Consider the following 26,999-nt stretch of genomic DNA (forward strand, 5'->3'; position numbering starts at 1 on the left):
AGCCGCCGGGAAACACGGTTCGCGAGCAAGCTCGCTCCTACGAAAAGCGCGGCAACGTAGGACTATTTGTCTTCTTCCAGAACCTGCGGCTCATCGCCCAGCGCCCGCTCCAGCCAATCCCCCGGCAGGCTCTTGCTGGCCCGCGCGCCGAGCAGCTTGACCTGTTCCGCACGGCTGATCAGGTTGCCGCGCCCCTCGCAGAGCTTGTTGCGCGCCGCCGCGTAGGCCTTGTCCAGCTGCTGCAGGCGCGAGCCCATCTCGTCCAGGTCCTGGACGAAGAGCACGAACTTGTCGTACAGCGCGCCGGCGCGCTCGGCGATCTCGCGGGCGTTCTGCGTCTGCCGCTCCTGGCGCCAGAGGCTGTCGATCACCCGCAGGGTGGCCAGCAGGGTGGTCGGGCTGACGATCACGATATTGCGCTCGAAGGCCTCCTGGAACAGGTTCGGCTCAGCCTGCAGGGCCACCGAGAAGGCCGCCTCCACCGGCATGAACAGCAGCACGAAGTCCAGGCTGTGCAGGCCTTCCAGGCGCCGGTAGTCCTTGCCGGAAAGACCCTTCACGTGGTTGCGCAGCGACAGCACGTGCTGCTTCAGCGCCTGCTGGCGGATCACCTCGTCGTCACTGGCGACGAACTGCTGGTAGGCGGTGAGGCTGACCTTCGCATCCACCACGACCTGCTTGTCGCCGGGCAGGCGGATCAGCACGTCGGGCTGGAAGCGCTCGCCGTCCGCCGCGCGCAGGCTGACCTGGGTCTCGTACTCGCGGCCCTTCTCCAGGCCGGCGTGTTCCAGCACCCGCTCCAGCACCAGCTCGCCCCAGTTGCCCTGGGTCTTCTGGCCCTTGAGGGCGCGGGTCAGGTTGGTCGCCTCCTCGCCCAGGCGCAGGTTGAGCTGCTGCAGGCGCTCCAGTTCCTTGCCCAGGGAGAAGCGCTCGCGGGCTTCCTGTTGATAACTCTCTTCCACGCGCTTCTCGAAGGCCTGGATTCGCTCCTTCAGCGGGTCGAGCAATTGCCCCAGACGCTGCTGGCTGGCCTCGGCGAAGCGTTGCTCGCGCTCCTCGAAGATCTTCCCGGCCAGCTCGGCGAACTGCGCGCGCAGCTCGTCCCGCGCCGCCTGCAGGTCGCCCAGGCGCTGCTGGTGGCCTTCCTGCTGCTCGCGCAGTTCGGCAGCCAGCGCGGCGCGCTCGGCGGACAGCCGGCGCAGTTCCTCCTCGCGGCCCTCGCGCTCGGCCTGCCAACTGCGCTCGGCCTGCTGCTGGCGCTCGCGCTCGGCGCGGCCCAGGTCCACCTCGCGGCGCAAGGCCGCGGCCTCGCCGGCCAGCTCGCCGTGTCGGCCGCTCAGGCGCTGGAAGGCTTCACGCTCGGCCTCCAGTTGCGCGCCCAGGCCATCCTGGGCCAGTTGCGCGGTGGTCAGGCGTTCGCGCAACAGCGCCAGTTCGCTCTCCTGCCGCGCCGCGCGCTCGCGCAGGTGCCAGGCCAACCAGCCCAGCGGCAGCGTGGCGGCCAGCAGTCCGATCAGCAGGTTGGGCAAGTCGACGGGCATGGGCGCTCCAGGGCGGGTGGTCGCAGGAAAATTCGCGCCATGGTAGCAGCCGCGAATAGGAATTCAGTGCGGCTTTTGCCGTCAGGGCTCTTGACAACGCGGAAGGAAAGCAAGCGCTTGGGACAATCCACAGAAGCTGTGGATAACCACGTGGATAAGGTGATGAAAACGTCTTATACGCCTTGGCCGCTGGGGCTGCCGCTTAGATTGGTGCTTTTTTCACCAATAAATAAAGCCATTAAAAATCAATAATTTACAAACGCTCAACGAAAAATCAAGCGCTTACGGAGGAATGTTTCCAGCGCTTGACAACAGCCACCAACATTGTGCACAAGTCCGCGCCGGACAGGGGCGGACCGCCTCATTTCAGGGCAATCCGAAGGGATTTTCAGGCAAGCTTCAGCAGCGAATCAGACGCATTCGCGGGCTCTGCGCCGACGTTCCTGGCGAGGAATACTGCCCGCCCCGGCAACAGGCGCGGCCTGGCCCAACGACTCCAGCACGCGCTCGTACATGCGTTGCGCGGTGGGCTTGTCGGGGTACTGGAAGAAGTACTGGTTGAGGTAGACGCGCCACTGTCGGCGGTCATGGGGATGGGCTTCCAGGCGAATGTCCATGGCGCACTCCGTTGCTTGGCCAGCGCAATAAGCTAGCGCGTTCGCCCCACCCCGCGCGGGCAGGACGACGGACGGTCACGCCGGGTGCGGCAGGTCGCCCTCGACCAGGAATCCCGCGCGCGGGAACAGCCGCGGCGCCCCCGGCACCTGGGCATGCTTGAAGGCCACGTAGTCGGCGGTGGTCTCGCACAGCCAGGGCATGAGGTTGCGCGGGCGCTTGTCGACGAAGGCCGAAGGCACGAAGAGCGCGGCATTCAGCCCACCTTCCGGGCAGCGCGCCGAGCGGTATTCGAAGGCCTCCACCGCGGCAGCGCGCATGGCGCTGCCCAGCGCCTGGGTCAGGCGGTAGTCCCGCGGGTCCTGCAGGCGCTCGGCATAGCTGTCGAAGGGCGGCGCCTGCAGGCGTATGCCCCGTTGCACCTGGAAACGCGCCTCGAAAGAAGCGTGCTCGGAAAGGATGCGCCCGCTGGGCGGCGGGCTGGCCATGCCCTCCCAGAGCACGAAGCGGTAATAGGCCGCCTCGGCCATGGCCGTCTCCAGGCGCAACGCGGCGTAGAACAGGCTGGGTTCGTGGCGGCGGCCGAAGCGCGAGCCCCAGCGCAGCGGCGGGTAGCGGAACGGCGTCTTCAGCAGGTAGTGCAGGGTTTCGGTGGAGGGCGGCAGGTGCGGCTTGCTGGTCTCGATCAGCTCTTCCAGCAGGGCCTGCTCCTCCAGGGTATCCACCAGTTGCAGGGTCGCGACCTGCTCCTGGCTCTCCACCAGGCGCACCAGCTTGCCCCGCAGCGGGGCGATGGCCTGCTCGCCCCGGCATTCGCGCCACAGTTCGGCGCCGGCGTCGAGGGCCATTCAGATCTTGCCCCGGATGGCGTCGAGGTACTCGACCACCTGCACCAGGCCCTGCACCTGCTCCATCCGCTGCAGCGGCACCCCGCTCAGGTGGCGGTTGGGGGTGCGCAGGAAGTGGCGCATGTCCTCCAGGTTGCCGCCGAACAGGGCGAAGAGCGCGCGGTATACCCGCACCAGCAGCAGCGCCAGCTCGCCGGTCTTGCTGCCCACCCGCAGGCCGCCGCTCTTCCAGCGGCTCACCGCGCTGCGGTCGACGCCGACGATGGCGGCCAGCTCCTGCTGCGTCATGCCCAGTTGCTCACGGGCAGCCAGTACCGCCTTGGCCAGGACCAGATCGGCCGACGGAGTTTCCCGGATCAGTGCGCTCATGCCGTACCTCTTTCGTGCATTTGATGCAAACATACCATCAAATGTGAAAACTGCACAAAGCACTTCCCCTTTTCCGGCAGAGCGCCGGACGCGGTTCGGGCGGCCATGTATCAGCGCCCTGACGAAAGCGACGAATTCTTTACCGGACCTTTACTCCACATTGGCGTTTCTTGACCTGGACGCACGGTCTCATGAAGTACCCGAACCGGCTGCGCCCGGTGGCGGGATCGACCGATAGCAGCGCGCGCCGCAACCGCCGGCCGCGCCAGGAGAACACCATGAAGAAGACCGTCGCCCTGCTCTGTGCCGCCCTGATGCTCGGCAGCCCGCTGGCGAGTTTCGCCCAGCAGGGCCCCGGCCCGGACCACGGCCCGAACCGCCCGGACAATCGCCCGCAGCAGCACCAGCAATACCAGCAGCAGAAAGGCTCCCAGGGCGGCCACTACCAGGGCCGCACGGGCCACGCCGATCCGCGCTACTACCGCGACCCGCACTTCCGCCCGCAGGCCGGCATGCCGGTGCCGCACCGCGAATGGCGCCGCGGCGTGGTGGTGCAGCCGGTCTACCGCAGCGACCGCTACTGGGTCACCGACTGGCGCGCCCGTCACCTCTATGCGCCGCCGCGCGACCATCGCTGGCTGTACGTCAACGGCGACTACGTGCTGGTGGCCATCGCCACCGGGGTGATCGTCAACATCCTGGCCGGCTATTGAGGCGCCTCAGGCGCTGGTGCTGAGCAAGGCGCCGGCGCCACCGCCGCCATTGCGGATCGCTTCGGCCAGCGCCGCCGCCGTGGCCAGCATGGCGGCGCTGGTGCTGGCGATGCGGCTCTGCAGGGCCATGATGATCGCGGTGCGCTCGTTTTCCGAGGAATATTGCCGCTCCTGCGCGGCCGCCAGTTCCTGCTGCTCCTGTTGCAACTGCTTCTGCAGCTGCTGCAGGCGCTTCTGCAACTGCTCGACGGCGACGCTGGAGCTACCGCCGCTTTCGGCGCCGGCGCCAGCCGCGCCCTGGCTTCCGGCCTTCGCGCCACGACTGGTCACGGCGCCGTCGTCCTGGGTGGCATCGGCCGCCGTGCCGCCATCGCCATTGGCAGCTATCCGCAATTGACCGGCGAGGGCCTGGCTGGAAGGCGTCAGGGAAAGGTTCATGCCCGAGGTTCCTTTTTCCGGGTGTCCGGCCCCTCTATCGACTGCTGTAGGAAAAACTTGAAAGACCATTCGCCGATGCCAGGCAAAGGCCCTAGGATAGGCCCCTTCATGCCCAGGCAGCCGTCACCATGGACAAGCAACGCGCCCACCAGTTGATCCTCCAGCGCCTCGACGCCGACCTCGATGTCGCCGTCCGCGCCGCGCGCACCGCCCACGAGGCCGCCACCCACGAGGAAAACATCGCCGAGAACAAGTACGACACCCTCGGCCTGGAAGCGGCCTACCTGGCCGCCGGGCAATCGCGCCGGGTGGAGGAGATCCGCCAGGCGCTCGCCTCGTTCCAGGGCCTGGTGCTGCGCGACTTCGACGCCGAGCTGGGCATCCAGACCAGCGCCCTGGTCGAACTGGCAGACCATGAGAACCGCCGCCGCTGGCTGTTCCTGGGTCCAGACGCCGCCGGCCTGAAGATCGAACTGGACGGCCACGAGGTCCTGGTCATCACCCCGCGCTCGCCGCTGGGCGGCGCCCTGCTCGGCCGCCACCCCGGCGATGAGATCGAGGTCGGCCTGGGCTCGGCGCGCCAGGCCTACGAGATCGTCGCGGCGCTCTGAGCGCCCCGCCCGCATACCGGCGAATCCCGGACTAAGCTGCATGGCCGTCAACCCGAAAAGGAGATGCCGCCATGCTGTTCAACTGGTCCGAATACGTTCCCGCGGTGAAGAAGGCCTTCGGCTCATTGGGTAAGAAACATCCGAAGATGATCGCCGCCTACCAGGCGCTGGATGCCGCGGCCGCGGATGGCGACGCACTGGACGCCAAGACCCGCGAGCTGATCTCCCTGGCGGTGGCCATCACCACCCGCTGCGACGGCTGCATCGGCGTGCACGCCGAGGCCGCGCGCAAGGCCGGCGCCAGCGAGGCCGAAGTGGCCCAGGCGCTGGCTACGGCGATCGCCATGAACGCCGGCGCCGCCTACGTCTACTCGCTGCGCGCGCTAGAGGCCTTCGAACAGCCGCAGGGCTGAGGTTCAGGCGCGGCGCCGGGCGCCGCGCCCAGGCTTTCTCCGGCGGCGGAATTGGGTTATCCATTGCGTTTTCGCCCGACGATGAGCCGCCATGTCCTCGCCCAGCATCAGTCTCTGCAAACTCGCCCTCGGCATCGCCGCCGGCATCTGGCTGGGCTTCGTCGCCGTGGCCCTGAGCTGCCTCCTGCTCCTGCGCTTGTGGCCCGGCGCGCCCCTGCCGTTGCCCGCCGGCCTGTCGCCGGCGCCGGCCAGCGCTCCGGCGCCCACCCCGGATGCCAACGCGGCGATGTTCCAGCAGTACCTGGAGAACCAGCGCAAGGCCCAGGCCGAACAGAGCCGGCAACTCGAACAGAGCGAGCGGGAACAGCGCTTCAACAGCGCGCCCTGCCAGTTCTGGCGCCAGCAGTACCAGGCCGACCCCAGCGAGAAGAACCGGCTGAAGATGGACGGCTACTGCGGCTGAGGCCCGGCGCCCACCACCTGGTTGCGGCCCTGGTGCTTGGCCCGGTACAGCGCCTTGTCCGCGTCGCTCAGCCAGGCGCTGGCATCCACCTGGTAGGGGCTGTAGGACGCCACGCCGATGCTCAGGCCAACGGACAGGTCCGTCGCCAGCTGGTAGTGCTTTTCCGCGAAGCTCTGGCGCAGGCGCTCCATGATCTCCACCGCCAGCGTCTGGGTGGTGCCGGGCAGGATCACGCAGAACTCATCGCCGCCATAGCGCCCCGGGGTGTCGGTTTCACGCAGCGAATGGGTGAGCAGGTGGCTGAGCTCGGTGATGACCATGTCGCCCAGCACATGGCCGAAGCGGTCGTTGATGCCCTTGAAGTGGTCGATGTCGATCAGCGCCACGCTGGCCCGGGTGTGCTGCTGGCGGCACTTCTGGAATTCGTTCTCCAGCTGGTCCATCCAGGAACCGTGGTTAAGCAGCCCGGTGAGGCTGTCGGTGCGGCTGACCGCGCGCAGCGCCTGCTTGTGCTCGGACAGGCGCCTGGCCAGGCTGTAGCTCACGCCGCCCACCGCCAGCGGGTAGACCACCAGCATCGGCAGGCAGGCATACACCTGCAGCGGCGTGGCCACGGCGGTGAAGGCGATGCCGAAGCACAGCCAGGCCAGCAGCACGCCCAGCAGCTGCGCCACGCTGCCCAGCAGGAAGAAGCGCAGGCCGCCGGCGGCGATGTTGTCCATCGCCATCATCGACAGGATGGTCACGCTCGGCAACGGGTTGAGCTGCATGGCCCCGGCCCAGAAGCCGCCGAACAGCGAATCCAGCAACAGGTTGCGCCGCTCCGCCTGGTACGGCGCCCGCGACAGGCGCGCCAACTGGTAGGCCAGGTGCGGCCAGAGAAAGCCGTTGGCCACCAGCAGAGCCCAGGCCCAACCCGGCCGCTGCAACGGCTCCAGCGCCGCCGCCACGCAGAAGAAGCCGATGCCCAACCCGACCATGCGCGGCACGTAGATGCGCCTGGCGAAAGACAACCCCTTACCGACCACAGCCCCCATACATCATCCTGATCCAGGCATCCGATAGAGCAAGCTAGCAGATCGGCAGGAAAGCGCCTATGCGGATTGGCGGCAATTTGACATTACCTCCCGCCTAGGCCATCGCCCGGCCACAGCGCCAATCCCATGGCGGAACGAGTCTGTAGGCCATCCCCCACGACCGGGTCCGATCCTTCCGCAAGCACGCCAACTCCTTACGGATATGCGTCGCCCCGATTGAGGCCCGCCCCCGCCTGGGGTATGAGAACTCCACCCCCGCCGCCATGGCACACAAGCCACAAGGATCGTCACCCATGCCCAATCCAGGAACGACAATCGCTGCCGCCCTGCTCGTCCTCGCCGCGCCCTTCCAACTGGCACTGGCCGACACTGCGAAAACCGACACCGCCTCGCCCAACCTGCTGACCGCCGCCGTCGCCTGGCGGCAGACGGCCGCCGAATACCGCGCCCTCTACTACCAGGGCTTCAACCTGGCCAAGCTGCGCCTGGACCAGGCCCTGGCCGAACGCAAGCCCGGCGCCAGGCCACCGGCGATCATCAGCGACCTCGACGACACCATCCTCAGCAGCAACAGCTATTGGGGCGCCCTGCTCAGCCAGGGCAAGGACTTCTTCGACGACGCCCTCTGGGACCGCTGGGTAGCCGCCAACGGCCCCACCCTGACGCCCGGCGCGCTGGACTTCCTCGACTACGCCAAGTCCCGGGGTGTGGAAATCTTCTACGTCTCCAGCCGCGACCAGGGCGACAGGACCGACGAATACGCCCTGAACAACCTGCGCAGCCTGAAAGTGCCTTTCGCCGACAAGGAACACGTCACCATCCTGCGCGAAAGCTCCAACAAGGAACCCGCGCAGAAAGCCATCGCCGAACGCTACGACGTGCTGCTGATGCTGGGCGACAACCTCAACGACTTCAAACGCCGCTACTACGTCGACGACGCCAGGCAACGCGCCGCCCTGCTCGACGAAGACCGCGCCCAGTTCGGCGAGCGCTTCATCCTCTTCCCCAACCCCACCGACGGCCACTGGATGAAAGCGATTTTCGGCGAATCGGAACCGGCCGACACCCCGGCCAATCGCGCCAAGTTCCGCGCCGCGGCGACTTCGGGGGCGTGGAAGGGGCAGGATTGAGGGCTGCCTGAGAGCGAGCTCCTGAGTACGCGAGCGCGCCTCAGGGCTCACTCCTTCCACATACCGATCGAAGCCATGCCTTTCCTACAAATCAACAGGAAGGAACCTGTATACCGCCCATGCGCTGAAAGGAACCCTCCATGAGTTGATTCATGGAGGAGGCGCAGGAATGTCATCGTTCTACAGCTATTTCAAGGAAAACATGGAAGCACTGGGCCTGCCGGCGCCCGAATCGCTTTACGGCACAGCCGCTACCGCGCTCGCCACACTCTCGACCCTGAATACCTTGCTCGAGAAGTTCGGCCGAAACGTAACGGTGACTGAGCTGGCTAGGGCCGGACTCAGGGGTGAGCGCCTGCTGACCATGGGCTCGATGCTGGCGAGCTTCTACATTGGCGCCGTCATCGGCAGCCTGGCCGTGGCATTGGGCAGGACGCTATCTGGAGGAACGCGCCTGGCCGATGCGCTTGCCCTGGCGAGCCGAAACGAGGTGTACAGTTTCGACGTGCACCTGGTACTCAGGAACAACCCCGGCCTGTACGATCGAACCATGCCTGCGAACGTCCGCCGAGCCATGACGTGGAGAGCCTACGTGTGAAGGACCGCATCCTGTTGATTCTTGCGAGCCTGCTGGCGGCCGGGCTCGCCTGGGCATTCTTCCATTACCTCGGACAGGACGCGTGGTTTCTCTTTTCGGCCACACTCATCGTAACCCTGGGTTGCCAGAACGTTCGGCTGCAGCGGAAGCTCAAGGCGTTAAGATCCGATATGGATTCGCAGTCACACAATATCTAAATCGCTTTGTCGTGCTCGCAGCTATGCCATGGGGCGATAGGATTTCGCAGGTAATGGGATTCAGGGGAGAAGCCGCCCTAATTCACAGGACCGGAAAAGACAAAGCCCCCGAAACGCTAGGCATTTCAGGGGCTTTGGCCATCTGTAATGGCGGAGAGATAGTCCGCCTGGCGAAAATCCACGAGCGTCCATCAAAGGCCCACAGCCCACTGATTTCATGGGGGCTCTGTATTCAGCCCGTCCAATAACGTCTTGCAGAATCTAGCAGAATCCGGCTATAAAACGTGGGTAGAAAGGTGGGTACATAAATGGCTCGCGGCATCAACAAGCTCTCCGCACTCGCGGTCCAAAAGACTAAGGAACCAGGCTACTACGGTGACGGCGGCGGCCTGTGGTTGCAGATCAGCAAGCTCGGCGGCAAGTCCTGGGTATTTCGCTATACCCGCCACGGCAAAACGCGGGAAATGGGCCTTGGCCCTGTCCACACCGTTTCCTTGAGCGACGCTCGCCTGAAAGCCTTGGAACACAGGAAAAGCCTCTTGGAGGGGGGCGACCCTCTTGAGGAGAAGAAGGCCAAGCAGCAGCTCGTCAAGCTGGAGGCAGCCCGGCACAAGACGTTCAAGGAATGTGCCCGGGCCTACATCAAAGCCAATCGCGCAGGCTGGAAGAACCCGAAGCACGTTCAGCAATGGGAGAATACGCTCGAGACCTACGCCTTCCCCATCATTGGGGAGTTGGCCGTAAGCAGCGTCGACACGGACCTGGTGCTGAAGGTTTTGCAACAGGAAGTGGCCGTAGGAACAGAAACAGTTCAGCTCTGGTATGCGAAGGCAGAAACTGCAAGTCGACTAAGAGGCCGTCTAGAGAACATTTTTGATTGGGCGACCTTCCGTGGCTACCGCAAGGGCGAAAATCCAGCCCGCTGGAAAGGCCACCTCGAACACGAGCTGCCAGCAAGAAGCAAGGTACAAAAGGTCGAACACCATGCTTCTCTCCCCTATACGGAGATCGGCAACTTCATGAGCGAACTGCGAAAGCGCCCCGGGATCTCCGCTCGAGCCCTGGAATTTTCTATCCTCACAGCCTCCCGCTCAGGGGAGATCCGTGGTGCGCGATGGGATGAAATAGACCTCAAGGAGGGCATCTGGACAGTACCAGCTGAGCGAATGAAGGCAGGCAAGGAACATGCTGTCCCGCTATCTCCAGGCGCCATACAACTGCTGGAAAATCTCCCACGTGTAGCCGATAGCCCCTATGTCTTCCCTTCCCCGAAGGGCAAGCAGCTCTCAGATACGTCGCTCACTGCTGCTCTGCGACGCATGAAACTTGGGCACCTGACCCAACATGGCTTCCGCTCGACATTTAGGACCTGGGCAGGAGAACAAACGAACCATCCGAGAGAGGTGTGTGAGCACGCCCTAGCTCACAAGCTGCCAGATAGCGTCGAAGCTGCCTACCAGCGTGGCACTCTGTGGCCTAAACGCATCCAGTTGATGCGTGATTGGGCGAATTACTGCTCTACCCCCTAAGCATTTCGCTCTTCAGGCCAGAGGCAATCAGTCCGGTATCGGCCAGGAGCGGACGTTCATATGGGGCTATCAAAACGGAGGCCCCTCAGTTTACCTGCTTGTGAAGTGACACTTTGCTCGGCCACTTGCGCCCGATTTTAGCAGCGGCCACAAGCAGCCTTACAGCAGCCAAGGGCTACTCATTGCGCGAACTCCTCGCGATAGCTATTGTGGTGATGCTTCGTTTGCTTGCTGGTCGAGCCGCCAGGCGGCGGTGAAGCCAGTTTGCCAGACGGCAGCGATCTCTCTTCGGAGGGCGCTGTTCGGGTCGCGACCAAGATAGCCGTTCTGGTATCTGGGTCTCCCGTAGGTAGTGAGTGTCGCCCGACTGCTGCTTCAACGACCGTAACTCTGTCCTTTCAATGGGCACGCCAGACGGTTGGCAGCTTTATTTTCAGTGCGGCGCTCGTTGTCCGACCGCGTGAGGCGTGGTTGACCGAGGGGCCGAAAAAGGTACGATTCATCGTGCCCCAGACGACGCCCAGGAGGCCAAGATGCGCCCATGCAAAAACGTGCCAATTCGGCGCGAGCGGCAGCCAAGCTGTTTCTAGCTGCCCTCTGCTTCGTTTGCTTGCTGGTCGAGCCGCCAGGCGGCGGTGAAGCCAGTTTGCCAGACGGCAGCGATCTCTCTTCGGAGGGCGCTGTTCGGGTCGCGACCAAGATAGCCGTTCTGGTATCTGGGTCTCCCGTAGGTAGTGAGTCCCTGTAGCAGTTGGGTGAGAGCGAACTGGTGTTGCCCAACAACACAAGGAGTAGCTTTGAGTAGGCTATATAAGGACATTTGCAGCCAACGAACGCTTTACGGCGCCTGGAGGAAGGTGCGTAGTAGCGCCATCTTCTCCTCCTCTGATGAAATCAAACGGGAGGCTGAAGATTTCGAAAGTCGGCTCCCTGACTCCTTGATCGATATTCAGCGCGCTCTATCGAAACAAGCATTTATATTCCTCCAGCAAACTGGCGTCGCACAGAAGAAGCCAGGCGGGAAATCCCGCCCCTTGGTTCTAGCTCCTATCCCGAATCGTATTGTCCAGCGAGCCCTTCTCGACGTTTTGCAGCGACGCGTCCGCTTTGTTAAGCGAGTTCTTGGTACTTCCACAAGCTATGGTGGCATTCCCGAAAAACGTGTAGCCATGGCCATCTCTGACGCGAGAGAAGCAATGCGTGCGGGTGCACGATTCCACATTAGGTCAGACATCCCCGCCTTCTTCACCAAAATCAACAAAGACCGGGTTCTAGAGCTTCTGCGGCCGCATCTGAACTGTGAGGCTACCCTCAAGCTTTTTGAGGAAGCCATCAAAACGGACTTAGCCAATATCGACGACCTCAGAAGGAAGGGGCTGGCCGAGATTTTTCCAATCGGAATCGAGGGAGTGGCTCAAGGATCTCCATTGTCCCCCCTGATAGCCAACATCTACCTGGCCGACTTCGATCTAGAAATGAACTCAGACGGCATTACATGCCTACGCTACATCGATGACTTTTTGCTGCTTGGGGCAACTCTTAGTGATGTAGACAAAGCCTTCAACAGATCGTTGAAGGTGCTGAGCAAGATTGGTCTGGAGGCTTACGACCCACGGACAGACAAAGCAAAGGCCTCCCGTGGAGCCACCCAGAAGGGGTTCGATTTCTTGGGCTGCAATGTCTCTCCGGGTTTGGTACAGCCTAGCGAAGCGACACGCAAACGATTCAGGGCAAAGTTGGACGCCGAGTTCGTCGCTGCTTCACATGCCCTACGCTATAACGCCCAGTACCAAGACGGCGACGGGAAGTACGCATACTCATCCACTCTTTTCCGGATCGACAAAATCATCCTAGGGTGGGGAAAAGCTTTCACGTTTTGCAATGGCACTCACAGCATGAGCGCGCTGGGTGATTTTATTTCAAAAAAACTTGCTCAGCTTGAAGCAGAGAAGACTGCTGTTCTGGCCAAGTCCGACAGCGCAGCGCAAAGAAGAATCCTGGGCGTACGCCTCCTGACTGACATCCAAGGCTAAACTGCTCCTGATGTCCGAGATCTGCCCCCATGGGCAGCCGCGCCTATACAGCTAGCTTCTCCTAAGCCGCCATTAACCGACGTCAATGAGTTCAGCAATGTCCTCGCGGGGTATAGCAAGCCCATTACCTGTAAAGGTATGTTTAAGGTGGCACTCGCCATCATCTGATAATAAATAGGCCCAGAGCGCGGCGGAGTAGTCGTCAATGTTCGAGACCCCTCCTTTGAACTTGACTACAACGGGCCTCAGCCTCTCCTCGATGATTTCCAACAAGTCGACCACCCCTCCACCACCACAAAAGCTGGAAGACCACAGATCCTGAATAGCCTCTGGAACCCGATAGCGAATCCCATTTGAGCTAGAGCTGGCAGCGGTGAAAGTATTCCAAGCGTAGGGGCCACACATCTCGGGTGTGGAGCCCTCAAACTCGCTGCGACGCTTAACGATTCCCCTGGCCGCCTGCTTCGCAAGTGATTGCTTCTCAGGGGGAATCCACTCGGTGATTTTTTCTAAGAAACGCTCTACACCTTGCGACGAACCTAGGAGGCCCTCATCAAACCATGAAGTGCAGCCATCGTAGCTTGTCGAATGGTAGTAATAAGCTTGGGTGATATCAGTGCGAGGAGAGGCTTTCAGCAGGTGGCATACAAAAAAATGGAAGCCCCTCGTATCAATCTCAGAATAAACCTCAGCGATTTGTTGCACTTCAGGACTTCGAAGAACTCTATCGACTTCCTCAGTGGGAACTGCATAGATTTCAGCAAGAGATCTAATGGCATCCGCTCTGTTATCACAGCTCGGGATAAACAATGAATCGTCCCCTCTTTTATAGTCGATTCGAATGACTGCTTCTGGCCGCCTCCTGCCTGTTGCGACAGGCTCAATGCGGCCAAATGCTGCCTGCGGGCGAAGGCAGAAAACGACCGATTGCTGCCTGACATGAAGGGCTACAAGTGCCCCATAGCCATCGTCAGAGAAGATCAACAGGCCAGACATGGCTTCATCGAACGGCTGTTTAGTTGGCCGAAGAAGCGCAGCTGCCTAGCGGCCCATTACTGCAAGCTCGCAACAAGTTGCGCAGCGATGAGGTCTTGTAGCGGCGATGTTTACCATTTAATTTTACCTGCAGTCCCTAATCCCTAACCAGAATTTCATAAGTGAACGTCACATGCTCTGGAACATACTCTTGTGCGTTGACCTCACGCTGCACCTCATCAATTGTGATGATACACAGAACTCCATACGAGTTTAATAGGACTGCTTTCTGCCCCAAAACTGGGTTGACAATGCGACCCGGTGTTATGAAAGACTCTACAGTGAGCGGGTCAAAATCCGGACCAACAATCAGGCCAACCGCTTTCAAGCCGCTATCTATGTACACCTGGATACTGTTGTTGGAATGCCCACTGAAGTTGATTTTGAATTCGAACTCCCCGTGGCCAACCGTGTAGTGGGCATGGTTTCTATAGCGAAAGGTCACACGTCCATTAAGGGCGGGATTCGCGTAAAGAGCTGGGTCGCGAAGAGCATCAACACGCTCAAGGCGTGCTGCGCGTTTTCGAACCAAAGACAATGGGACGGCATGAGTCTTGTCAGCCGGCAGCCCTTCAACCCATCGCCAGAGCTCGTCTATCTGAATCGACCCGGGAAACTCGTTATTTTCAGGACTGGAATTAAAGTCAAAACCCTTAGGATTATGATCATTGAGCCAGTTAGGCAATATACGCCCGGGGTTTCGGACGAATATAACTGACAACCAATTGGCTGGCTTGCCCATAAAAGCCCTACTTACCCATTCCGTCTCAATGCCAACCCCAGACTTTGGCTTATTATTAGCTCGATCAACATAATTCTCGTCGACAATCAAAAGAACATGAGCGGACTCTGTAACCTCTCGCATGAAACCATGCAGACTTGATCCATAATCTACTGCCTCATCAATTTTTACGACGTAGCCGAGCAAATGGAGTTGACTAGCAAGCAAGCGAACCCAATCTCGATGGGCTGTTGATGTCCACGCGTAAGAGATAAATAGATCGGCACTCATGCATTCAATTCCCGTTTACGTAGCGAGCCTGCGGCTCCCCACCAAAATATTCAAAATATGCCTAAACGTCCTAGTTGCTGTGATTCATTCTGCCTTGCTAAGATTTTGGCATTGTTCGGCAACCTAGCGTTCTTCGAGGCTAACGCACTGCGTAACAATGTCTTTGAAGGAATGCAAAACCAAAAGCTATAGGTACTGTTGTCGACCGTCAGTTATCGGCCGCCAAGAATTCAATATCCCGAAAGCCAATCTCTCAACGTTACGGCTGTATTTGCTTTAGCATCAAGCACCATCCACAGATCTTTCTCGTACCCTGAAAGTTTTCCCCAAGCGATTCGATGGTACAAGCCGAGATACTCCCAATTCGTCCAATTGTCATCGTAGGTGCTGTCAGATGCTGGAAACAGGGCGATTTTCATCAAACCCTTTTCGCCATCCGCAATGCCCAACTCCCAGGGAACCCACCGACTGTCTTTGCTCTTCTCAGTCGTCAGCAGAACAAAGCGTCTTGTTTGACTAATGCGCTGCTTAAGTAAGGCAGCAGTTTCTGCTGAGGTGTAGGGCGGCATTTCAGGGTCAATTTCATCGATATAGACCCGTGCACCGTGATTGTGAAGCACCTCCATCGCTCCCTCCAACAGTTCGTGATCTTTGCTGGAGTGCGACAAGAATGTGCTCGTGCCACTGCTTGATGCATTGGATCTTAGAAGCTGCTCGCGGCCACTTTGCGATCTGTTTGCTGTAAAAGCTCGAAGTTCGGCCGTGGTAACGTTCCTTGCCATCGAATCCTTTCTACTTGGGGGCACTCACGTAGCATGAGCTATTCGGTCAATGATATCAAAAACTAGGGAAACGAGCTTGTGCCGCCCAACTTTGCTATCCAGAAATCCTGGAGCAGAAAGTACTTTCAGTTCTTTATCCGTGGGCCTTACAGCGTCCTGACCAGATGAGGAGAGCTCTGATCCCAACAGCAGGTCACTGATTTTCTGCGCAGCGCCACCAGACGCCCCTACCGGAAGCAGAAATACCCCTGCCGCCTTGGCAACTTCAAACTCTTGTTCCACGCCTTGAGCGACCTCCAACTTGTCGCCGGCCAGCTTCGCACCGCCAATGAAAATGGCGATACCAGCTTGTCGCGCAAGCTCCAGCCGCAGCGCAGCCCATTCTTCGTTGTTGGGCTGGGCTCCCGCCAGGGGTTGAGGAAAGGGCCTGGCGATCAGCCGTCGCTCGAGATCCCATCCGCCGCCTTGCCGCAGCGCTCCCAAGAACCCCGACAATGACGCCGATCCAACCAACAGGCCTGCACCAGTCACCAGGTGGCGCCCTGTCTCACCAATCTGCCGGCCAATGTCCTCGGCCAGTGCATGAATGTCGGCTGACTCGGAACCTCCCCGCTCAAGAGGCCAGCTGCCACTCACCCAGATTCTGCGCGCAGCGACTCGCTTTTCAATCTGACGTAGAAGCGCCGGAATTTCGGCATAGTCACTGACCTCTACCGCCAACAAGCCATAGCGTTTCAGATCTTTCGCCCACAGCTTGTGCTGAGCATTGCGCGCTGCGAATTCCCCTTCGGTCGTGAAGTCGGCCTTCTGCGGCGCACGCACGATGGCGAAGTGCTCGGGCGGCGCATCGGTGAAGCTTTCCCGAATCAGCGATAGGACATGCCGAACATTGGGGTCGGTGAAGCTGATGCCGATGAACAGCATGGACATGCTGGTCAGGTGCGCTTGAAACAGCGGTAGGTACTGGCCTCGTTTTGAACGAAACAGCTCGTAGTCGTCCGTGGAGATGACGACATCGTCGAGGCGATCCACAGAACCATGCATCTTGTAGAGCAGCGCTGCGCCAGGTGTCACCCTAAGGGCGAGATCTTTGGAGCCGGATATGGGGTTGAGCGGCCGGCTAATGGATTCAAATGCACGCTCTATCAAGCGGTCGTAGTTGGTCGTCCAGATATGTCTGACCGGTAGCCGCGAGATGATCTCAACCGTCTCGGGGATAGGTTTGTCAGGGCCTATCTCGTTCTTGATGACATTACGGACGCGTGTGGCACCACCGTTTTCCAGGATGCTCCATTGAGCCAGCGCCGCCAGGTCGTGGACGTTCTTCGAGTCAACCTCAAGCTCTACAGCGATGTCACTGAGCAGCTCTGACCAGGAAGGGTAACCCGCCGCCATTGAGACGCCGGCACCAACGAAAATCGCCCCCACACCATCGTTCAGCGCATCAGGGTACTCATTGAGGAATCGGTTCAAAGCCGCTTTAGTCATGGTCAGCACTCATCAAATGCGCGGAGATTGCTCCAGACCTCACGGCTTGTAGTTCTTCCGGACGGCAATGGCATCCTCGATCCATTGCTCAATGCTCTCCTGGATCGATGCGTAGACCGCTTTGCTGTCGACCCCTACGGGGGTGATCAGCTTGGCATAGTTCGAAAGGTTCACAGTACCGTTCTTCAGTGTGACCAGATCGAAAGGGTTGGAGCCCGCCACCGAAGAGTTTCCATTGGTATCTAGAAGCTTGTTGATGCGAATGCCCACGACGCCCTTGCCCGCGTTCCAACCCTTGATGATTTCGTTCACCACCCATGGTCGGCTTGCGGTCTCGGAGCCCACCAGTACGACTACGCATGACTTCCCTACAAGGCTGTCATCAATCCACTTTTCAATTGCTGCATTACCCTTTTTCTTGACCTCTTCCCACTCGTTCGGCGTATAGAGCTTCTGACCATCCAATGCACCGATGTTCCGAACTTGCTGGGTGCGCCAAAAATCATTCTTGAAGTGGAAGCTGAAGAAAACATTCCTTGCCATTGCATAGCTCCTTCTTGGGGGACGGACGACTTTGATCAAACCTAACTGATTGGAAAGAGCGAATCCACAAGTTGAATCGCTCCTAGCTCCGCAGCCGCTTTTGATGGTTGCTCGTGGCCGCTTTTGGCCGTTTGCTGCCGGCCGCAGCCGGCAGCTTTGGGCTTTCTACGACACAGCAATTAGATTCGAAAAAATTTCAGTCCTACATCACTGCAATGACATACCCACCATGGAGGCCTTCCAGCCATGTCATTGCAGTGTCCTCGCTGTAACTCCCCCAAGATCGCAACCCTGCACCCCGCCATGAAGATCGGTGCCTTGGTCGGCACCGTCGGTGGCGCAGCGCGTGGTGCGTCCGCCGCTCTCGCGGGCGGTCAGGCTGGCGCAGCTGTCGGCGCCATTGCCGGCCCGCTGGGCATTACCCTCGGCTCGTTGTCCGGCGCTATTCTCGGCGGCCTGGCAGGGGGCGTAGGTGGCTGTGCGCTCGGTGCCCAGCTAGGCGATCAGTTAGATCGCCATGTGCTCGCCAACAACCTCTGCCTGATCTGCGGCCATCGCTTCAACCTGCCGACCTGATCGGCTTCGCTCTTCGCGTCCCCTTCCCTTTCACTCCTTTCATCCCTTCCGCCGGTGCTGCGCTTCGCGCAGCGCTTTATGCCGGCTATTGCTCACAGGAAACTCACTATGGCTCATCTCATCGAACGTATGGCCTATGTCGGCGAAGCCCCCTGGCATGGTCTGGGCAGCCGTCTCTCCCCAAAACAGCCGCTGGAAGTCTGGCAGCGGGAAGCTGGCATGGACTGGCAAATCCAGGAAAGCCCCGTCCACTTCAAAGCGGACGCGGTCGGCCACCTGGGCAGCATCCACTCCTTCCCCGAACAAAAGGTGCTCTACCGATCCGACACCAAAGCGCCGCTTTCGGTGGTCTCCCAGCGCTACCAGGTGGTGCAGCCGAAGGAGGTCCTGGAGTTCTACCGTGACCTCACCCAGGTCTCCGGCTACGAGCTGGAAACCGCCGGCGTGCTCAAGGGCGGTCGTAAGTTCTGGGCACTGGCGCGCACCGGACAGAACACCTCACTGAAGGGCAACGACCTGGTCAACGGCTACCTGCTGCTGGCCACCTCCTGCGACGGCACCCTGGCCACCACGGCGACACCAACCACGGTACGGGTGGTCTGCAACAACACCCTGACCATCGCCGTCGACGGTGCGACCCGAGCGATCAAGGTGCCGCACAGCACCCGCTTCGATGCTCAGGCGGTGAAGAAGCAACTCGGTATCGCCGTCTCGCAATGGGACGAGTTCATGTACCGCATGCGCCATCTGGCCGAGCGCAAGGTGCAGTGGCACGAGGCGATGGGCTACTTCATGCAGGTGCTCTGTGATGCCCAGCCCAACAACCCATTGCCGGATGCCCTACCGAACGAACGCGCGCTGCGTCGGGTGCAAAGCCTGTACGAAGGCCGCGGTCGTGGTTCGCAACTGGAAGCCGCCAACGGCACCGCCTGGGGCCTGCTCAATGCCGTCACCGAGTACGTCGACCACGAACGCCGGGCGCGCAGCAACGAGTACCGCATGGACTCGGCCTGGTTCGGTCAGGGGGCTGTGATCAAGCAACGCGCCCTGGATGCGGCCCTGCAACTGGTGGCCTGACGGCAGTTCCCTCTTCTCGTTATTCCTCTTCGCCCAGCCGGTTCTGCGACGACAGCAGTCGATCGCAGATACCGCGACGTTGGGCGTTCTCTTCCACCCGCCGGGGTTCCGCTCCTGTGGAGTGGGCTCCGGTATTCCATTGGAGGCCTCTCTCATGGGCTGGCTGTTCTCATCCCGTACCCGGGCAGAGCTGATCCGAGATCTGACCCGACCTGAAGACACGGCACGAGCCAGTGTTCGTGTTCTTGTGCATACCTTGCGCGGAAATGTGCTGTGGTCGGTCACCGAAATCACGGCGAAAACTGAAGGCGTTCACCCAGATCTCGCTCCCGGCGAGTCCGTGCGCTACATCCGCTGCGACCTGCTGCAACGCCGTGGCGGTGAGTGGGGCTACAAAGCCATGGATGAGTCCATGGCACCGTACTACTACAGCTGTCCGCTGCGCTATCTCGACCTGGCCAAGGAACTCTCGCCCGCCTGGCGCGAGAAGGTTCGCGCCCATCATGCTCGGCGACGTCAGTCGGCGACCGCCACAGCCGGCGCTGTAGCCCAGTAAGCGGGAGTGATCGCAGCGCCACCTGGATGCGGTCCTCCCGTTGACGGCCTGACGGCCTTCCATTCCCTTCGCCCTGTGCCCGACCGGTTTTCCGGCCGGGCATTTTTATGTCCGGAGAAAAATCCTCATGACTCACGCTCACTCGACTCCCAACAGAGTACGGCAGCGCCCTGCCCTGCGCCTGGTCGGCACCAAGGACCTGTCCCGCGATGACTGGTTGGCGGTGCGCAAGCACGGTATCGGCAGCTCGGATACCGCGGCTGCGGTCGGCCTCAACCCCTACAAGTCGCAGCTGGAGCTGTGGCTGGAGAAGACTGGCCGCGATGCCGGGCTGCCCAAGAGCGATCCCAGCGACGAGGAAAGTCCGACCTACTGGGGCAACATTCTCGAGCCCATTGTCGCCAACCACTATGCCCGGCGTACCGGCAACCGAGTGCGCCGGATCAATGCCGTGCTGCAGCATCCGGATCCGAAGCTGGACTGGATGCTCGCCAATATCGACCGCGAGGTGATCGGCGCCCAGGACGTACAGATCCTCGAATGCAAGACCGCCGGGATCAATGGCGCCCGTCTATGGAAGGAAGGCGTGCCGGTGTACGTGCAATTGCAGGTGATGCACCAGTTGGCGGTCACCGGCAAGCAGGCGGCCGACGTGGCCGTGCTGCTCGGCGGCCAGCACCTGGAGATCCACCGCATCGGGCGCGACGAGGAACTCATCGGCCGATTGATCGAACTGGAGCGCGACTTCTGGGGCTACGTGCAACGCGATACGCCACCAGCGGCGGATGGTTCCGAGTCGGCAGAGCAGGCCCTGCGCTGCCTGTATCCGGAGGACCACGGCCACACCCTGGACTTCACTCAGGATCCGGTGTTGTCGGCCACCTTCGATGAACTGCAGATGGTACGCGCCAGCCTGGAGGTCCAGGGCAAGCGCGAGGCCGAGTTGAAGCAGCAACTGCAGCAGGTCATGGGCGATGCCAGCCGGGCCCTGTTCGCCAATGGCGCGGTGTCCTGGCGCAAGGCCAAGGACAGCGTAGTGCTCGATGTGCCCCTGCTGCTCAAGGAAAAGCCCTACCTGCTGGCGCGCTACCCCACCACCAAGGTCGGCAGCCGGCGCTTCCTGATCACCTGAATTCGATTCCCCCCCTTGACCATTCCGGCGTCTCCCCTGCGCCGGGGTGGTCTTTTTTATTCATCCACTGGAGAACCACCATGCTCAAAGGCTTGGCCATTACCCCGCCGGTGCTCGGGCGGATTTCCATCGGCAAGGTCGTCGAGAAGAACGGCAAGCGCCTGCCGGAGAAAGACGATCAATTCACCCTCACCTCGCAGGTGCAACTACGCGATGGCTGGGTGGCCCATCCCGTCGACGAGGAATTGCGCAAAGCCCAGGAGGGCAAGATTCGGCGCATTCCGATCCGCCTGCTGTTCAACGCACCGGAGCTGAACTTTCGCGCGGAGTATTGCTTGTTCGATCGACAGACTGGGCGACCGGTCTGCGTCGGCAATGGGGAGACCTGCAAGCGTCGAGGCCAGGACGGTATCGCGTCGTTGCCGTGCCCATCACCGGATGGCTGTCCGTTGGCCAAGGGCGGTGCATGCAAGCCCTATGGTCGCCTCAATGTGGTGATCGGCGATGAGGATACGTTGGGCAGCTTCGTGTTCCGCACCACCGGCTTCAACAGCATCCGCACCCTCGCAGCGCGGCTGCAGTACCTGCAGGCGATCTCCGGCAACCGCCTGGCGTGCCTGCCGCTGGAACTGCGTCTGCGCGGCAAGTCCACCCGGCAGAGCCATGGCTCGCCGATCTTCTACGTCGACATCACGGTGCGCAGTGGCCTTTCGATGGAGGAAGCCTTGCTGCAAGCCCGGGAACTCGATGAAGCGCGCCAGGCGTCCGGCTTCGACCAGGTGGCGCTGGATGCCACGGCGCGGCTGGGCTTTGCCAATGGTGCCTTCGAGGACAGCGATGAGGAGACCGGGGCCATCGCCGAGGAGTTCTTCCCGGAGCCAACTCCCGAATCGCCACCTTCAACCGCTCCAGTAGCGGAACCGACCACCACGCCGAAACCCACCTTGTCGACGCTACTGAAAGCCCGCGCCGAAGCACGCACTCAACAAGCCGCGGACTGATGTTCGCGGCACCACCGCTAAACCTAAAAGGAGGATCGCGCCATGAACCTGGTGCGCTTCATTGGTTTGCTGTTCGTGTTCATCGGCGTGCTAGCCAGTTGCGCGATGGCCGTTGCGCTGCTGGTGCTCATGCTGCGCTTTTGGCCGCTGGCACTGGCCATCGTACTGGCACTGATCCTGTTCCACCGACTCCTCCAGCGGGTCGGGCTCCACATTTCCCTCTAGTCCCCTGGCGGCATAAGCAGGAGCCATCAGGGCTCCTACTCGCCGATTCTCATCTCAACTTTCCACCTAACAGGAGCACTCACCATGATCACACGGTGTCTGATCTGTAACTCATCCGTGGTGCTGTCCAAGGATGCCGCCAAAGCACTGGCTCGGCTGATGGGCACGCTGGACGGTTTCTTGCGCGGCATCCAGCAGTCACCTGCCCAGCAGCAGCCGATTACCTCGGACCTGCATTGCGAAAGCCCGCTGGAGCGCGCGTTCAACTTGATGCTCGATGGCATCTGCGGCGCGGCGGCGAACTGGAACAGCACCGGCGATTTCATTCGCGACGTGCGCCGCTTCCAGTTCATGGAATACGACTGCCTCTGTCTTCGTTGCGGGGCGAAGTACAACGAAGAGCCCATACCGCGCCGCTAGCTCAACTCTGCTGGCTGAAGTGGCCCCCCTCACCCGCGACTAAGTCGCTCACTTAACCGTTCGACCATCTCTACGACCAACTGACGGTCGCTCTCCTCCAAGGCATTCAGCAATCCGCTGATCCGCGTGGCCTGGTCATCCGGGCGCAAGCTGGCCTCGCTCAGCAGTTCCATCGCGTTGCAATTGAAGATAGTCGCGAACTCGAACAGCCGGGCAATGTTGGGCATGACGATTCCGCGCTCGATGCGTGACACCGCCTCATTCCCCACGCCCAGGATCTCCGCCACTTCGTCCTGCGTCATCCCACAGCGCATGCGCTGCTTAGCAATAGCCCGTCCTACCGCTTCAGCCAGTGCTTTCTGATCCGTACCAGACATGATGCCTCTCCCATTCAACCTGAATGGTTGGGCACCGCCTCATTGACATGAAGAACACCACAGGTCGAAAATCACCCCAAAAGGTTGATTTTCGACTTTATTGGTGATCTTTCTTCACTCGATACAGGGATTGTCCCCATGCACAAGCAACTGCTTCTGGCTTCTCTCCTCGGCTGGCTGGCCACCAGCACCGCTTTTGCCGGCACCTCTGAATGGACTTCCAGCTACACCCAAGGTGTCGAAGAACACCTGATCGACGACGGTAACGGCAACCAGTTGAACATCACCTGCCCAGACGATGGAGAAAGCGCGGTCTCCGCTTACGCCACCATCGCCGGAAAACAGTACTCATCCGAACGCGATGGCTTCGACGTCATCGTCGACGGCACCACCTTCAGCAACCCCTTCTACACCGACTGCGAAGCCTGCAGCTCCAGCTTCCCGGGCTTCTGGGCCGCGCTGCGCAAGGCCCGCACCCTGCAACTCAGCGCCGGCGGCCAGACGGTGAGGCTCCCGACCCAGAACCTTCCCCAGGTTCTCCAACCCCTGACCAGCAAGAAAAACCTCTGTCGCTCTGCTTGGTAGGCAGAACGACGCAAGTTGTCGCATCGCAGTTAAAGAATAAGAAAGATCCTCATCAAACCAAACCAATCACTCCACCAACTGCGCAGCCAAGTTTGGCTGCGCATTCACCACCCAACTTTTTATTTTCGAAAAGAGGTCTCCGCAAAACAAATAATAAAAAACAAATCGCCAAATACTGTTTAGGGATAAAGCACTCATGACTCCAAAATATCGCAAGACACTGCTCGCCCTGGCGATTTCCGCCAGTGCCCTACCCCTCGCCGCACACGCCCTGACGTTGACCAACAGCGGGCTGGACAGCGAAGGCAACACCTACACCGACAGCACCGAAGTCACCGGCAGCTTCACTGGCAGCGACCAGCCACTTCGTTTCTACAGCGACACTTTCAATCACGACTTGGTGCTCAACGCCCAGGTGCAGGCCACGGGCGATGACCTCAACGGCGTCGACCTGTCCTACGCCGGCGATGATGACACTCCCTCGCCCATCGGCGCGCCGACCGAGGTGTTCGGCAACCTGCAGAACAAGGGCAACATCACGGTGAACGGCGCGGGCGTCACCGGCCTGCTGATCGATCCGGCCATCATCCACGGCAATCTGGTCAATGAAGGCACCCTGCAGGTGGCCGGCGGTGTCCTCGAGGGCGATGGTATCCGTGGCCTCAAGTTCGCCGGCCAGTCGGTGTTGCAGGGCGACCTGGTCAACGCCGCCAGCGGCAAGATCCTCGCCGATGGCGAAGAGGCCACCGGCATCCAGCTCAAGGGCGGCACCATCGCTGGCAAGCTGATCAACGATGGTCTGATCCAGGTCAGCGGCGCCGGCTCGACGGGTGTTCTCGCCACCTATGATGATGACAACGGTGGTCCGGATCGGGTGGACCTCGGCGGGATCGAGAACCATGGCAGCATCGTGGCCCACGGCGACGATGCAACCGCGTTGCGTCTCGACGGCGTGAGCTTTACCAGTGCGCCGGTGCAGGTGCTCAACACCGGCACCATCCAGGCTGACGATGCCGCCATCGAGGTGGGGGCCTTCGACATCGACGGTGCGAATGCCGGCAACACGTTGGTCATCCAGAACAGCGGCAACCTGATTTCCCAGGACGAAGCCATCGATGCCTCCCAGGCCAGTGGTGGCGTGCACCTGGTCTGGAACGCCGGCAGCATTACCGGCAACCTGATCGACCTATCTAATATCGAAGTGAACGGCGACGTGACCTTCAGCGGTACCGACGCCAGCACCGATGGCGCGAACATCCGCTTGAAGGACGCCGGTTGGCTGGATGTCGGCAGCGATACCAGCAACACGCCGGCACACTTGGAATTCGCTCAGCCGCACACCACGATTCAGGGCAACCTGGATGTGGCGGGCAACTCCTCGCTGGGGCTCAACCTGAGTTCGGCCACGGATCCGAGCAAGGCCGTGGTCGCGGTCTCCGGTACCGCGGAGTTCACCAAGGGCTCGCAGATCCAGCTGGCGGCCCAGGGCAGCGACTTCAAGGCCCAGGGCACGACCTATACCCTGGTCCAAGCCGGCACCCTGCTGAATGACGGCGTCAGCGTAACCAGCCGCTCGGCCCTGCTGAACGTCGACACCGTCAGCAGTGGCGACAACCAGATCCTGGCCAAGGTCAGCACCAAGGGCCAGGACGAAGTCGGAGAGGTGATCGGTCAGATTGGCGGTTCAGCCAACGCCCAACGTGCAGGCGCGGCCTTCAGCCAGGTGATTACTGGACTGGCGCAGAGCAATCCCAACGATCCAGTGTTCCAGGCTTACGTGAATGCCTCGCAGGATCCGGCAGCGCTGAAGAAATTGACGGAACAGCTCGCTCCCGAGGTGAACGGTGGTGCGACCCAGGCGGCCACCAGTGGACAAACATTGATGAGCAACGTCACCGGCAATCGCACCAGCAGCCTGCGTGGTGCATCCTCGGGCGATGTGCTACAGAACACCGGCATCTGGGCCCAGGCGTTGTACAGCGATGCCAACCAGGATCTGCGTGATGGCGTCGCCGGCTTCAACGCCTACAGCCGCGGCATCGCCATCGGCGCCGATGGCAGGCTCACCGACCAGTTGACCCTGGGCGTGGCCTACAGCTTCCTGCACACCAGCGTAAACAGCGACACCGGCAACACCACCGACGTCGATGGCAATGCGCTGACCCTCTACAGCGGTTTCGAACAGGGCAACTACTTCGTCGATGCCAACCTGAGCTATGGCCTCAACGACAACGAGAGCAAGCGCCGTATCGCCGGCACCACGGCCAAGGGTGACTACGACAGCCAGGTCCTGGGGGCCAACGTCGTCGGTGGCTACACCTACCACCTGAACGAGCAGGTCCTGATCGAGCCGCGGCTGGCCGCTCGCTATGCGCGCGTCGACATCGACGGCTACCACGAGAAAGGGTCGTCGGCGGCGCTCAAGGTAGATAGCCAACGCTACGAAGTGGCGGAGCTGGGTGCTGGTGTTCGTGTGGCGGGCGACTTCCTGGTCGGCAATGGCAACCTGCAGCCGCAAGCCAAGCTGATGGCCTACCATGACTTCGCCGCGGACGAAGCCCAGAGCACCTCGACCTTCACACTGGGTGGCACGCCCTTCGTGAGCCAAGGTGCCAAGGCAGTCCGCAACAGCTACGAAGCCGGTGTCGGTGCGGACTACCATCTGGGTGCGGTCACGGTCGGGGTCAGCTACGACTACACCGGCAAGACCGACTTCAACGCCGATACTTTCACCGCCAAGGTTCGTTACGACTTCTGATGAGCCACTACCTTTCCGGCCCACGCACGTGGGCCGGTTTTCTTCGAGTCCTGACGGCGCTGCTGGTCGGCGCCCTCCTCGCCGGCTGCCAGTCGCCTCGCGAAGCGCTGCAGCAGTTGGCTGATGAGCATGGGCGGAAACTAGAGATCCTGCCGGGGCAACCGTTCCCGCTCGCCATACTGGTACCGCAGGGCACAGCGAAAACAGCTCGCCTGCGCGTTTACTTGGAAGGCGATGGCCATGCCTGGGCCACGGCGACACAACCCAGCCTGGATCCGAGTCCACACAACCTTCTGGTAGCACGGCTAGCAGTGGACGATCCAACGCCGAATGCCTACTTGGCGCGGCCTTGCCAGCTCGTCGCCGCACCGGCCTGTGAACCCTCGCTCTGGACCAATCGGCGGTTTTCCCAGGAAATCGTCACCAGCCTCAGTCAGGCACTAGACCAACTGAAGCAGCGTTATGGCAATCGGGAATTCGAGCTGGTGGGATATTCCGGAGGTGCAGCATTGGCACTGCTGCTGGCAGCCCAACGGGAGGATGTTGCTCAGGTCCAGACTCTGGCCGGCAACCTCAGTCCACGGCTTTGGGCACAAATGAAAGGGCTCTCGCCCCTCGACGGTTCGCTAGATCCGCTCGACTATCGTAGTCAACTCGTGTCGTTGCCTCAGCGGCATTTAGTTGGACAGCGAGACACCGCTATTCCAAGTCGCTTGCTAGACCTTTACCGGCGAGCCCTCGGCTCCCCCTCTCATATCGAATGTATCCATATACCGGGAGCAAGCCACGATACCGGCTGGGAAGTCGCATGGAAGCGTTGGGTACAGCCCCTCACTCCAGCACGACAACCTTCGCCTTGTGTTCAGCCAAGACTCAGATCAAGTGAAGCGACATGAT

The 26,999-nt window shown here is 61.0% G+C and carries 31 protein-coding genes; 19 read left to right on the forward strand and 12 right to left on the reverse strand.

Annotation, left to right across the window (positions count from 1 at the left end):
• Positions 1–62: 62 nt before the first annotated feature.
• From QSJ95_RS22560 to QSJ95_RS22575, 4 genes are all read right to left on the reverse strand, one after another.
• Positions 63–1,427 (reverse strand): DNA recombination protein RmuC, encoded by a 1,365-nt coding sequence (locus tag QSJ95_RS22560; protein WP_267853907.1) that lies wholly within the window; start codon positions 1,425–1,427, stop codon positions 63–65.
• A 524-nt stretch (positions 1,428–1,951) separates the two neighbouring features.
• The gene (locus QSJ95_RS22565; protein WP_058072904.1) at positions 1,952–2,158 is read right to left on the reverse strand and encodes a hypothetical protein; all 207 of its coding nucleotides are present in this window, start codon (positions 2,156–2,158) and stop codon (positions 1,952–1,954) included.
• A 75-nt stretch (positions 2,159–2,233) separates the two neighbouring features.
• The gene (locus QSJ95_RS22570; protein WP_009620578.1) at positions 2,234–3,004 is read right to left on the reverse strand and encodes an RES family NAD+ phosphorylase; all 771 of its coding nucleotides are present in this window, start codon (positions 3,002–3,004) and stop codon (positions 2,234–2,236) included.
• A complete protein-coding gene (locus tag QSJ95_RS22575; protein ID WP_043271094.1) occupies positions 3,005–3,373 on the reverse strand; it encodes an antitoxin Xre/MbcA/ParS toxin-binding domain-containing protein in 369 nt (122 codons plus the stop codon).
• 278 nt (positions 3,374–3,651) lie between these two features.
• On the opposite strand from QSJ95_RS22575, the gene QSJ95_RS22580 reads away from it, so the two are divergent.
• Positions 3,652–4,086 carry an RcnB family protein gene (locus tag QSJ95_RS22580; RefSeq protein WP_074981540.1) on the forward strand — a complete coding sequence of 145 codons (435 nt, stop codon included), beginning with the start codon at positions 3,652–3,654 and terminating at the stop codon, positions 4,084–4,086.
• A 6-nt stretch (positions 4,087–4,092) separates the two neighbouring features.
• Here QSJ95_RS22580 and QSJ95_RS22585 read toward each other — a convergent pair whose 3' ends face one another.
• The gene (locus QSJ95_RS22585; RefSeq protein WP_285645421.1) at positions 4,093–4,524 is read right to left on the reverse strand and encodes a hypothetical protein; all 432 of its coding nucleotides are present in this window, start codon (positions 4,522–4,524) and stop codon (positions 4,093–4,095) included.
• Positions 4,525–4,652: 128 nt separating this feature from the next.
• On the opposite strand from QSJ95_RS22585, the gene QSJ95_RS22590 reads away from it, so the two are divergent.
• The 3 genes from QSJ95_RS22590 to QSJ95_RS22600 all read left to right on the forward strand — a co-directional run bounded on the left by QSJ95_RS22590 (position 4,653) and on the right by QSJ95_RS22600 (position 6,011).
• Positions 4,653–5,135 carry a GreA/GreB family elongation factor gene (locus tag QSJ95_RS22590; protein ID WP_285645423.1) on the forward strand — a complete coding sequence of 161 codons (483 nt, stop codon included), beginning with the start codon at positions 4,653–4,655 and terminating at the stop codon, positions 5,133–5,135.
• Between the two features lie 71 nt (positions 5,136–5,206).
• Positions 5,207–5,548, forward strand: a complete 342-nt coding sequence (locus tag QSJ95_RS22595; RefSeq protein ID WP_009620588.1) for a carboxymuconolactone decarboxylase family protein — start codon at positions 5,207–5,209, stop codon at positions 5,546–5,548.
• Between the two features lie 91 nt (positions 5,549–5,639).
• Positions 5,640–6,011 carry a hypothetical protein gene (locus QSJ95_RS22600; protein ID WP_285645425.1) on the forward strand — a complete coding sequence of 124 codons (372 nt, stop codon included), beginning with the start codon at positions 5,640–5,642 and terminating at the stop codon, positions 6,009–6,011.
• Here QSJ95_RS22600 and QSJ95_RS22605 read toward each other — a convergent pair.
• The gene (locus QSJ95_RS22605; protein WP_043315592.1) at positions 5,999–7,048 is read right to left on the reverse strand and encodes a diguanylate cyclase; all 1,050 of its coding nucleotides are present in this window, start codon (positions 7,046–7,048) and stop codon (positions 5,999–6,001) included. The two genes, QSJ95_RS22600 and QSJ95_RS22605, sit on opposite strands and share 13 nt — an antisense overlap.
• Before the next feature lie 293 nt (positions 7,049–7,341).
• Between QSJ95_RS22605 and QSJ95_RS22610 the strand changes: the two genes are divergently transcribed.
• From QSJ95_RS22610 to QSJ95_RS22630, 5 genes are all read left to right on the forward strand, one after another.
• Entirely contained in the window at positions 7,342–8,178 is an 837-nt protein-coding gene (locus tag QSJ95_RS22610; protein WP_058490871.1) for a 5'-nucleotidase, lipoprotein e(P4) family, read from the forward strand.
• A gap of 169 nt (positions 8,179–8,347) precedes the next feature.
• Positions 8,348–8,776, forward strand: coding sequence for a hypothetical protein (locus QSJ95_RS22615; RefSeq protein WP_285645429.1), 429 nt, complete (start codon positions 8,348–8,350; stop codon positions 8,774–8,776).
• Entirely contained in the window at positions 8,773–8,973 is a 201-nt protein-coding gene (locus tag QSJ95_RS22620) for a hypothetical protein (protein WP_043315588.1), read from the forward strand. The genes QSJ95_RS22615 and QSJ95_RS22620 overlap by 4 nt, the downstream gene beginning before the upstream one ends.
• Before the next feature lie 308 nt (positions 8,974–9,281).
• Entirely contained in the window at positions 9,282–10,502 is a 1,221-nt protein-coding gene (locus QSJ95_RS22625) for a tyrosine-type recombinase/integrase (RefSeq protein ID WP_285645433.1), read from the forward strand.
• A gap of 857 nt (positions 10,503–11,359) precedes the next feature.
• The gene (locus QSJ95_RS22630) at positions 11,360–12,535 is read left to right on the forward strand and encodes a reverse transcriptase domain-containing protein (RefSeq protein WP_285645435.1); all 1,176 of its coding nucleotides are present in this window, start codon (positions 11,360–11,362) and stop codon (positions 12,533–12,535) included.
• Between the two features lie 72 nt (positions 12,536–12,607).
• Here the strand turns inward: QSJ95_RS22630 and QSJ95_RS22635 are convergent, their stop codons facing one another.
• The 5 genes from QSJ95_RS22635 to QSJ95_RS22655 form a co-directional block, all read right to left on the reverse strand.
• The gene (locus QSJ95_RS22635) at positions 12,608–13,531 is read right to left on the reverse strand and encodes a hypothetical protein (protein ID WP_285645436.1); all 924 of its coding nucleotides are present in this window, start codon (positions 13,529–13,531) and stop codon (positions 12,608–12,610) included.
• A gap of 136 nt (positions 13,532–13,667) precedes the next feature.
• A complete protein-coding gene (locus QSJ95_RS22640) occupies positions 13,668–14,582 on the reverse strand; it encodes a toll/interleukin-1 receptor domain-containing protein (protein ID WP_285645437.1) in 915 nt (304 codons plus the stop codon).
• A 230-nt stretch (positions 14,583–14,812) separates the two neighbouring features.
• Positions 14,813–15,250, reverse strand: a complete 438-nt coding sequence (locus tag QSJ95_RS22645; protein ID WP_285645438.1) for a TIR domain-containing protein — start codon at positions 15,248–15,250, stop codon at positions 14,813–14,815.
• A 138-nt stretch (positions 15,251–15,388) separates the two neighbouring features.
• Positions 15,389–16,852 carry an SIR2 family protein gene (locus QSJ95_RS22650; protein ID WP_285645439.1) on the reverse strand — a complete coding sequence of 488 codons (1,464 nt, stop codon included), beginning with the start codon at positions 16,850–16,852 and terminating at the stop codon, positions 15,389–15,391.
• A 39-nt stretch (positions 16,853–16,891) separates the two neighbouring features.
• Positions 16,892–17,395, reverse strand: coding sequence for a TIR domain-containing protein (locus QSJ95_RS22655; protein ID WP_023119977.1), 504 nt, complete (start codon positions 17,393–17,395; stop codon positions 16,892–16,894).
• A gap of 303 nt (positions 17,396–17,698) precedes the next feature.
• On the opposite strand from QSJ95_RS22655, the gene QSJ95_RS22660 reads away from it, so the two are divergent.
• From QSJ95_RS22660 to QSJ95_RS22690, 7 genes are all read left to right on the forward strand, one after another.
• Positions 17,699–17,971, forward strand: a complete 273-nt coding sequence (locus tag QSJ95_RS22660; RefSeq protein ID WP_003150493.1) for a hypothetical protein — start codon at positions 17,699–17,701, stop codon at positions 17,969–17,971.
• A gap of 108 nt (positions 17,972–18,079) precedes the next feature.
• Positions 18,080–19,048 carry a DUF932 domain-containing protein gene (locus QSJ95_RS22665; protein ID WP_043317323.1) on the forward strand — a complete coding sequence of 323 codons (969 nt, stop codon included), beginning with the start codon at positions 18,080–18,082 and terminating at the stop codon, positions 19,046–19,048.
• Positions 19,049–19,202: 154 nt separating this feature from the next.
• Positions 19,203–19,604: a hypothetical protein gene (locus QSJ95_RS22670; RefSeq protein ID WP_285645441.1), complete on the forward strand. Its 402-nt coding sequence runs from the start codon at positions 19,203–19,205 to the stop codon at positions 19,602–19,604.
• A 127-nt stretch (positions 19,605–19,731) separates the two neighbouring features.
• Positions 19,732–20,736: a YqaJ viral recombinase family nuclease gene (locus QSJ95_RS22675; RefSeq protein ID WP_238959430.1), complete on the forward strand. Its 1,005-nt coding sequence runs from the start codon at positions 19,732–19,734 to the stop codon at positions 20,734–20,736.
• Positions 20,737–20,816: 80 nt separating this feature from the next.
• Positions 20,817–21,737, forward strand: a complete 921-nt coding sequence (locus QSJ95_RS22680; protein ID WP_238959431.1) for a recombination directionality factor — start codon at positions 20,817–20,819, stop codon at positions 21,735–21,737.
• Positions 21,738–21,779: 42 nt separating this feature from the next.
• Entirely contained in the window at positions 21,780–21,962 is a 183-nt protein-coding gene (locus tag QSJ95_RS22685) for a hypothetical protein (RefSeq protein WP_043317317.1), read from the forward strand.
• An 84-nt stretch (positions 21,963–22,046) separates the two neighbouring features.
• Positions 22,047–22,382 (forward strand): hypothetical protein, encoded by a 336-nt coding sequence (locus QSJ95_RS22690; protein WP_125034233.1) that lies wholly within the window; start codon positions 22,047–22,049, stop codon positions 22,380–22,382.
• Positions 22,383–22,411: 29 nt separating this feature from the next.
• Here QSJ95_RS22690 and QSJ95_RS22695 read toward each other — a convergent pair whose 3' ends face one another.
• Entirely contained in the window at positions 22,412–22,759 is a 348-nt protein-coding gene (locus tag QSJ95_RS22695; protein WP_043273556.1) for a helix-turn-helix domain-containing protein, read from the reverse strand.
• Between the two features lie 138 nt (positions 22,760–22,897).
• Between QSJ95_RS22695 and QSJ95_RS22700 the strand changes: the two genes are divergently transcribed.
• The 3 genes from QSJ95_RS22700 (at position 22,898) to QSJ95_RS22710 (ending at position 26,998) form a co-directional block, all read left to right on the forward strand.
• Positions 22,898–23,344, forward strand: a complete 447-nt coding sequence (locus QSJ95_RS22700) for a YfjT/YkfB family phage-associated protein (RefSeq protein WP_238959432.1) — start codon at positions 22,898–22,900, stop codon at positions 23,342–23,344.
• Between the two features lie 196 nt (positions 23,345–23,540).
• Positions 23,541–26,102, forward strand: coding sequence for an autotransporter family protein (locus QSJ95_RS22705; protein WP_238959433.1), 2,562 nt, complete (start codon positions 23,541–23,543; stop codon positions 26,100–26,102).
• Entirely contained in the window at positions 26,102–26,998 is an 897-nt protein-coding gene (locus QSJ95_RS22710) for an alpha/beta hydrolase (protein ID WP_074980471.1), read from the forward strand. The genes QSJ95_RS22705 and QSJ95_RS22710 overlap by 1 nt, the downstream gene beginning before the upstream one ends.
• The last annotated feature ends 1 nt before the right edge of the window (position 26,999 follow it).

The organism is Pseudomonas sp. NBRC 100443 (genome assembly GCF_030268185.1).
GTDB lineage: Bacteria > Pseudomonadota > Gammaproteobacteria > Pseudomonadales > Pseudomonadaceae > Pseudomonas > Pseudomonas citronellolis.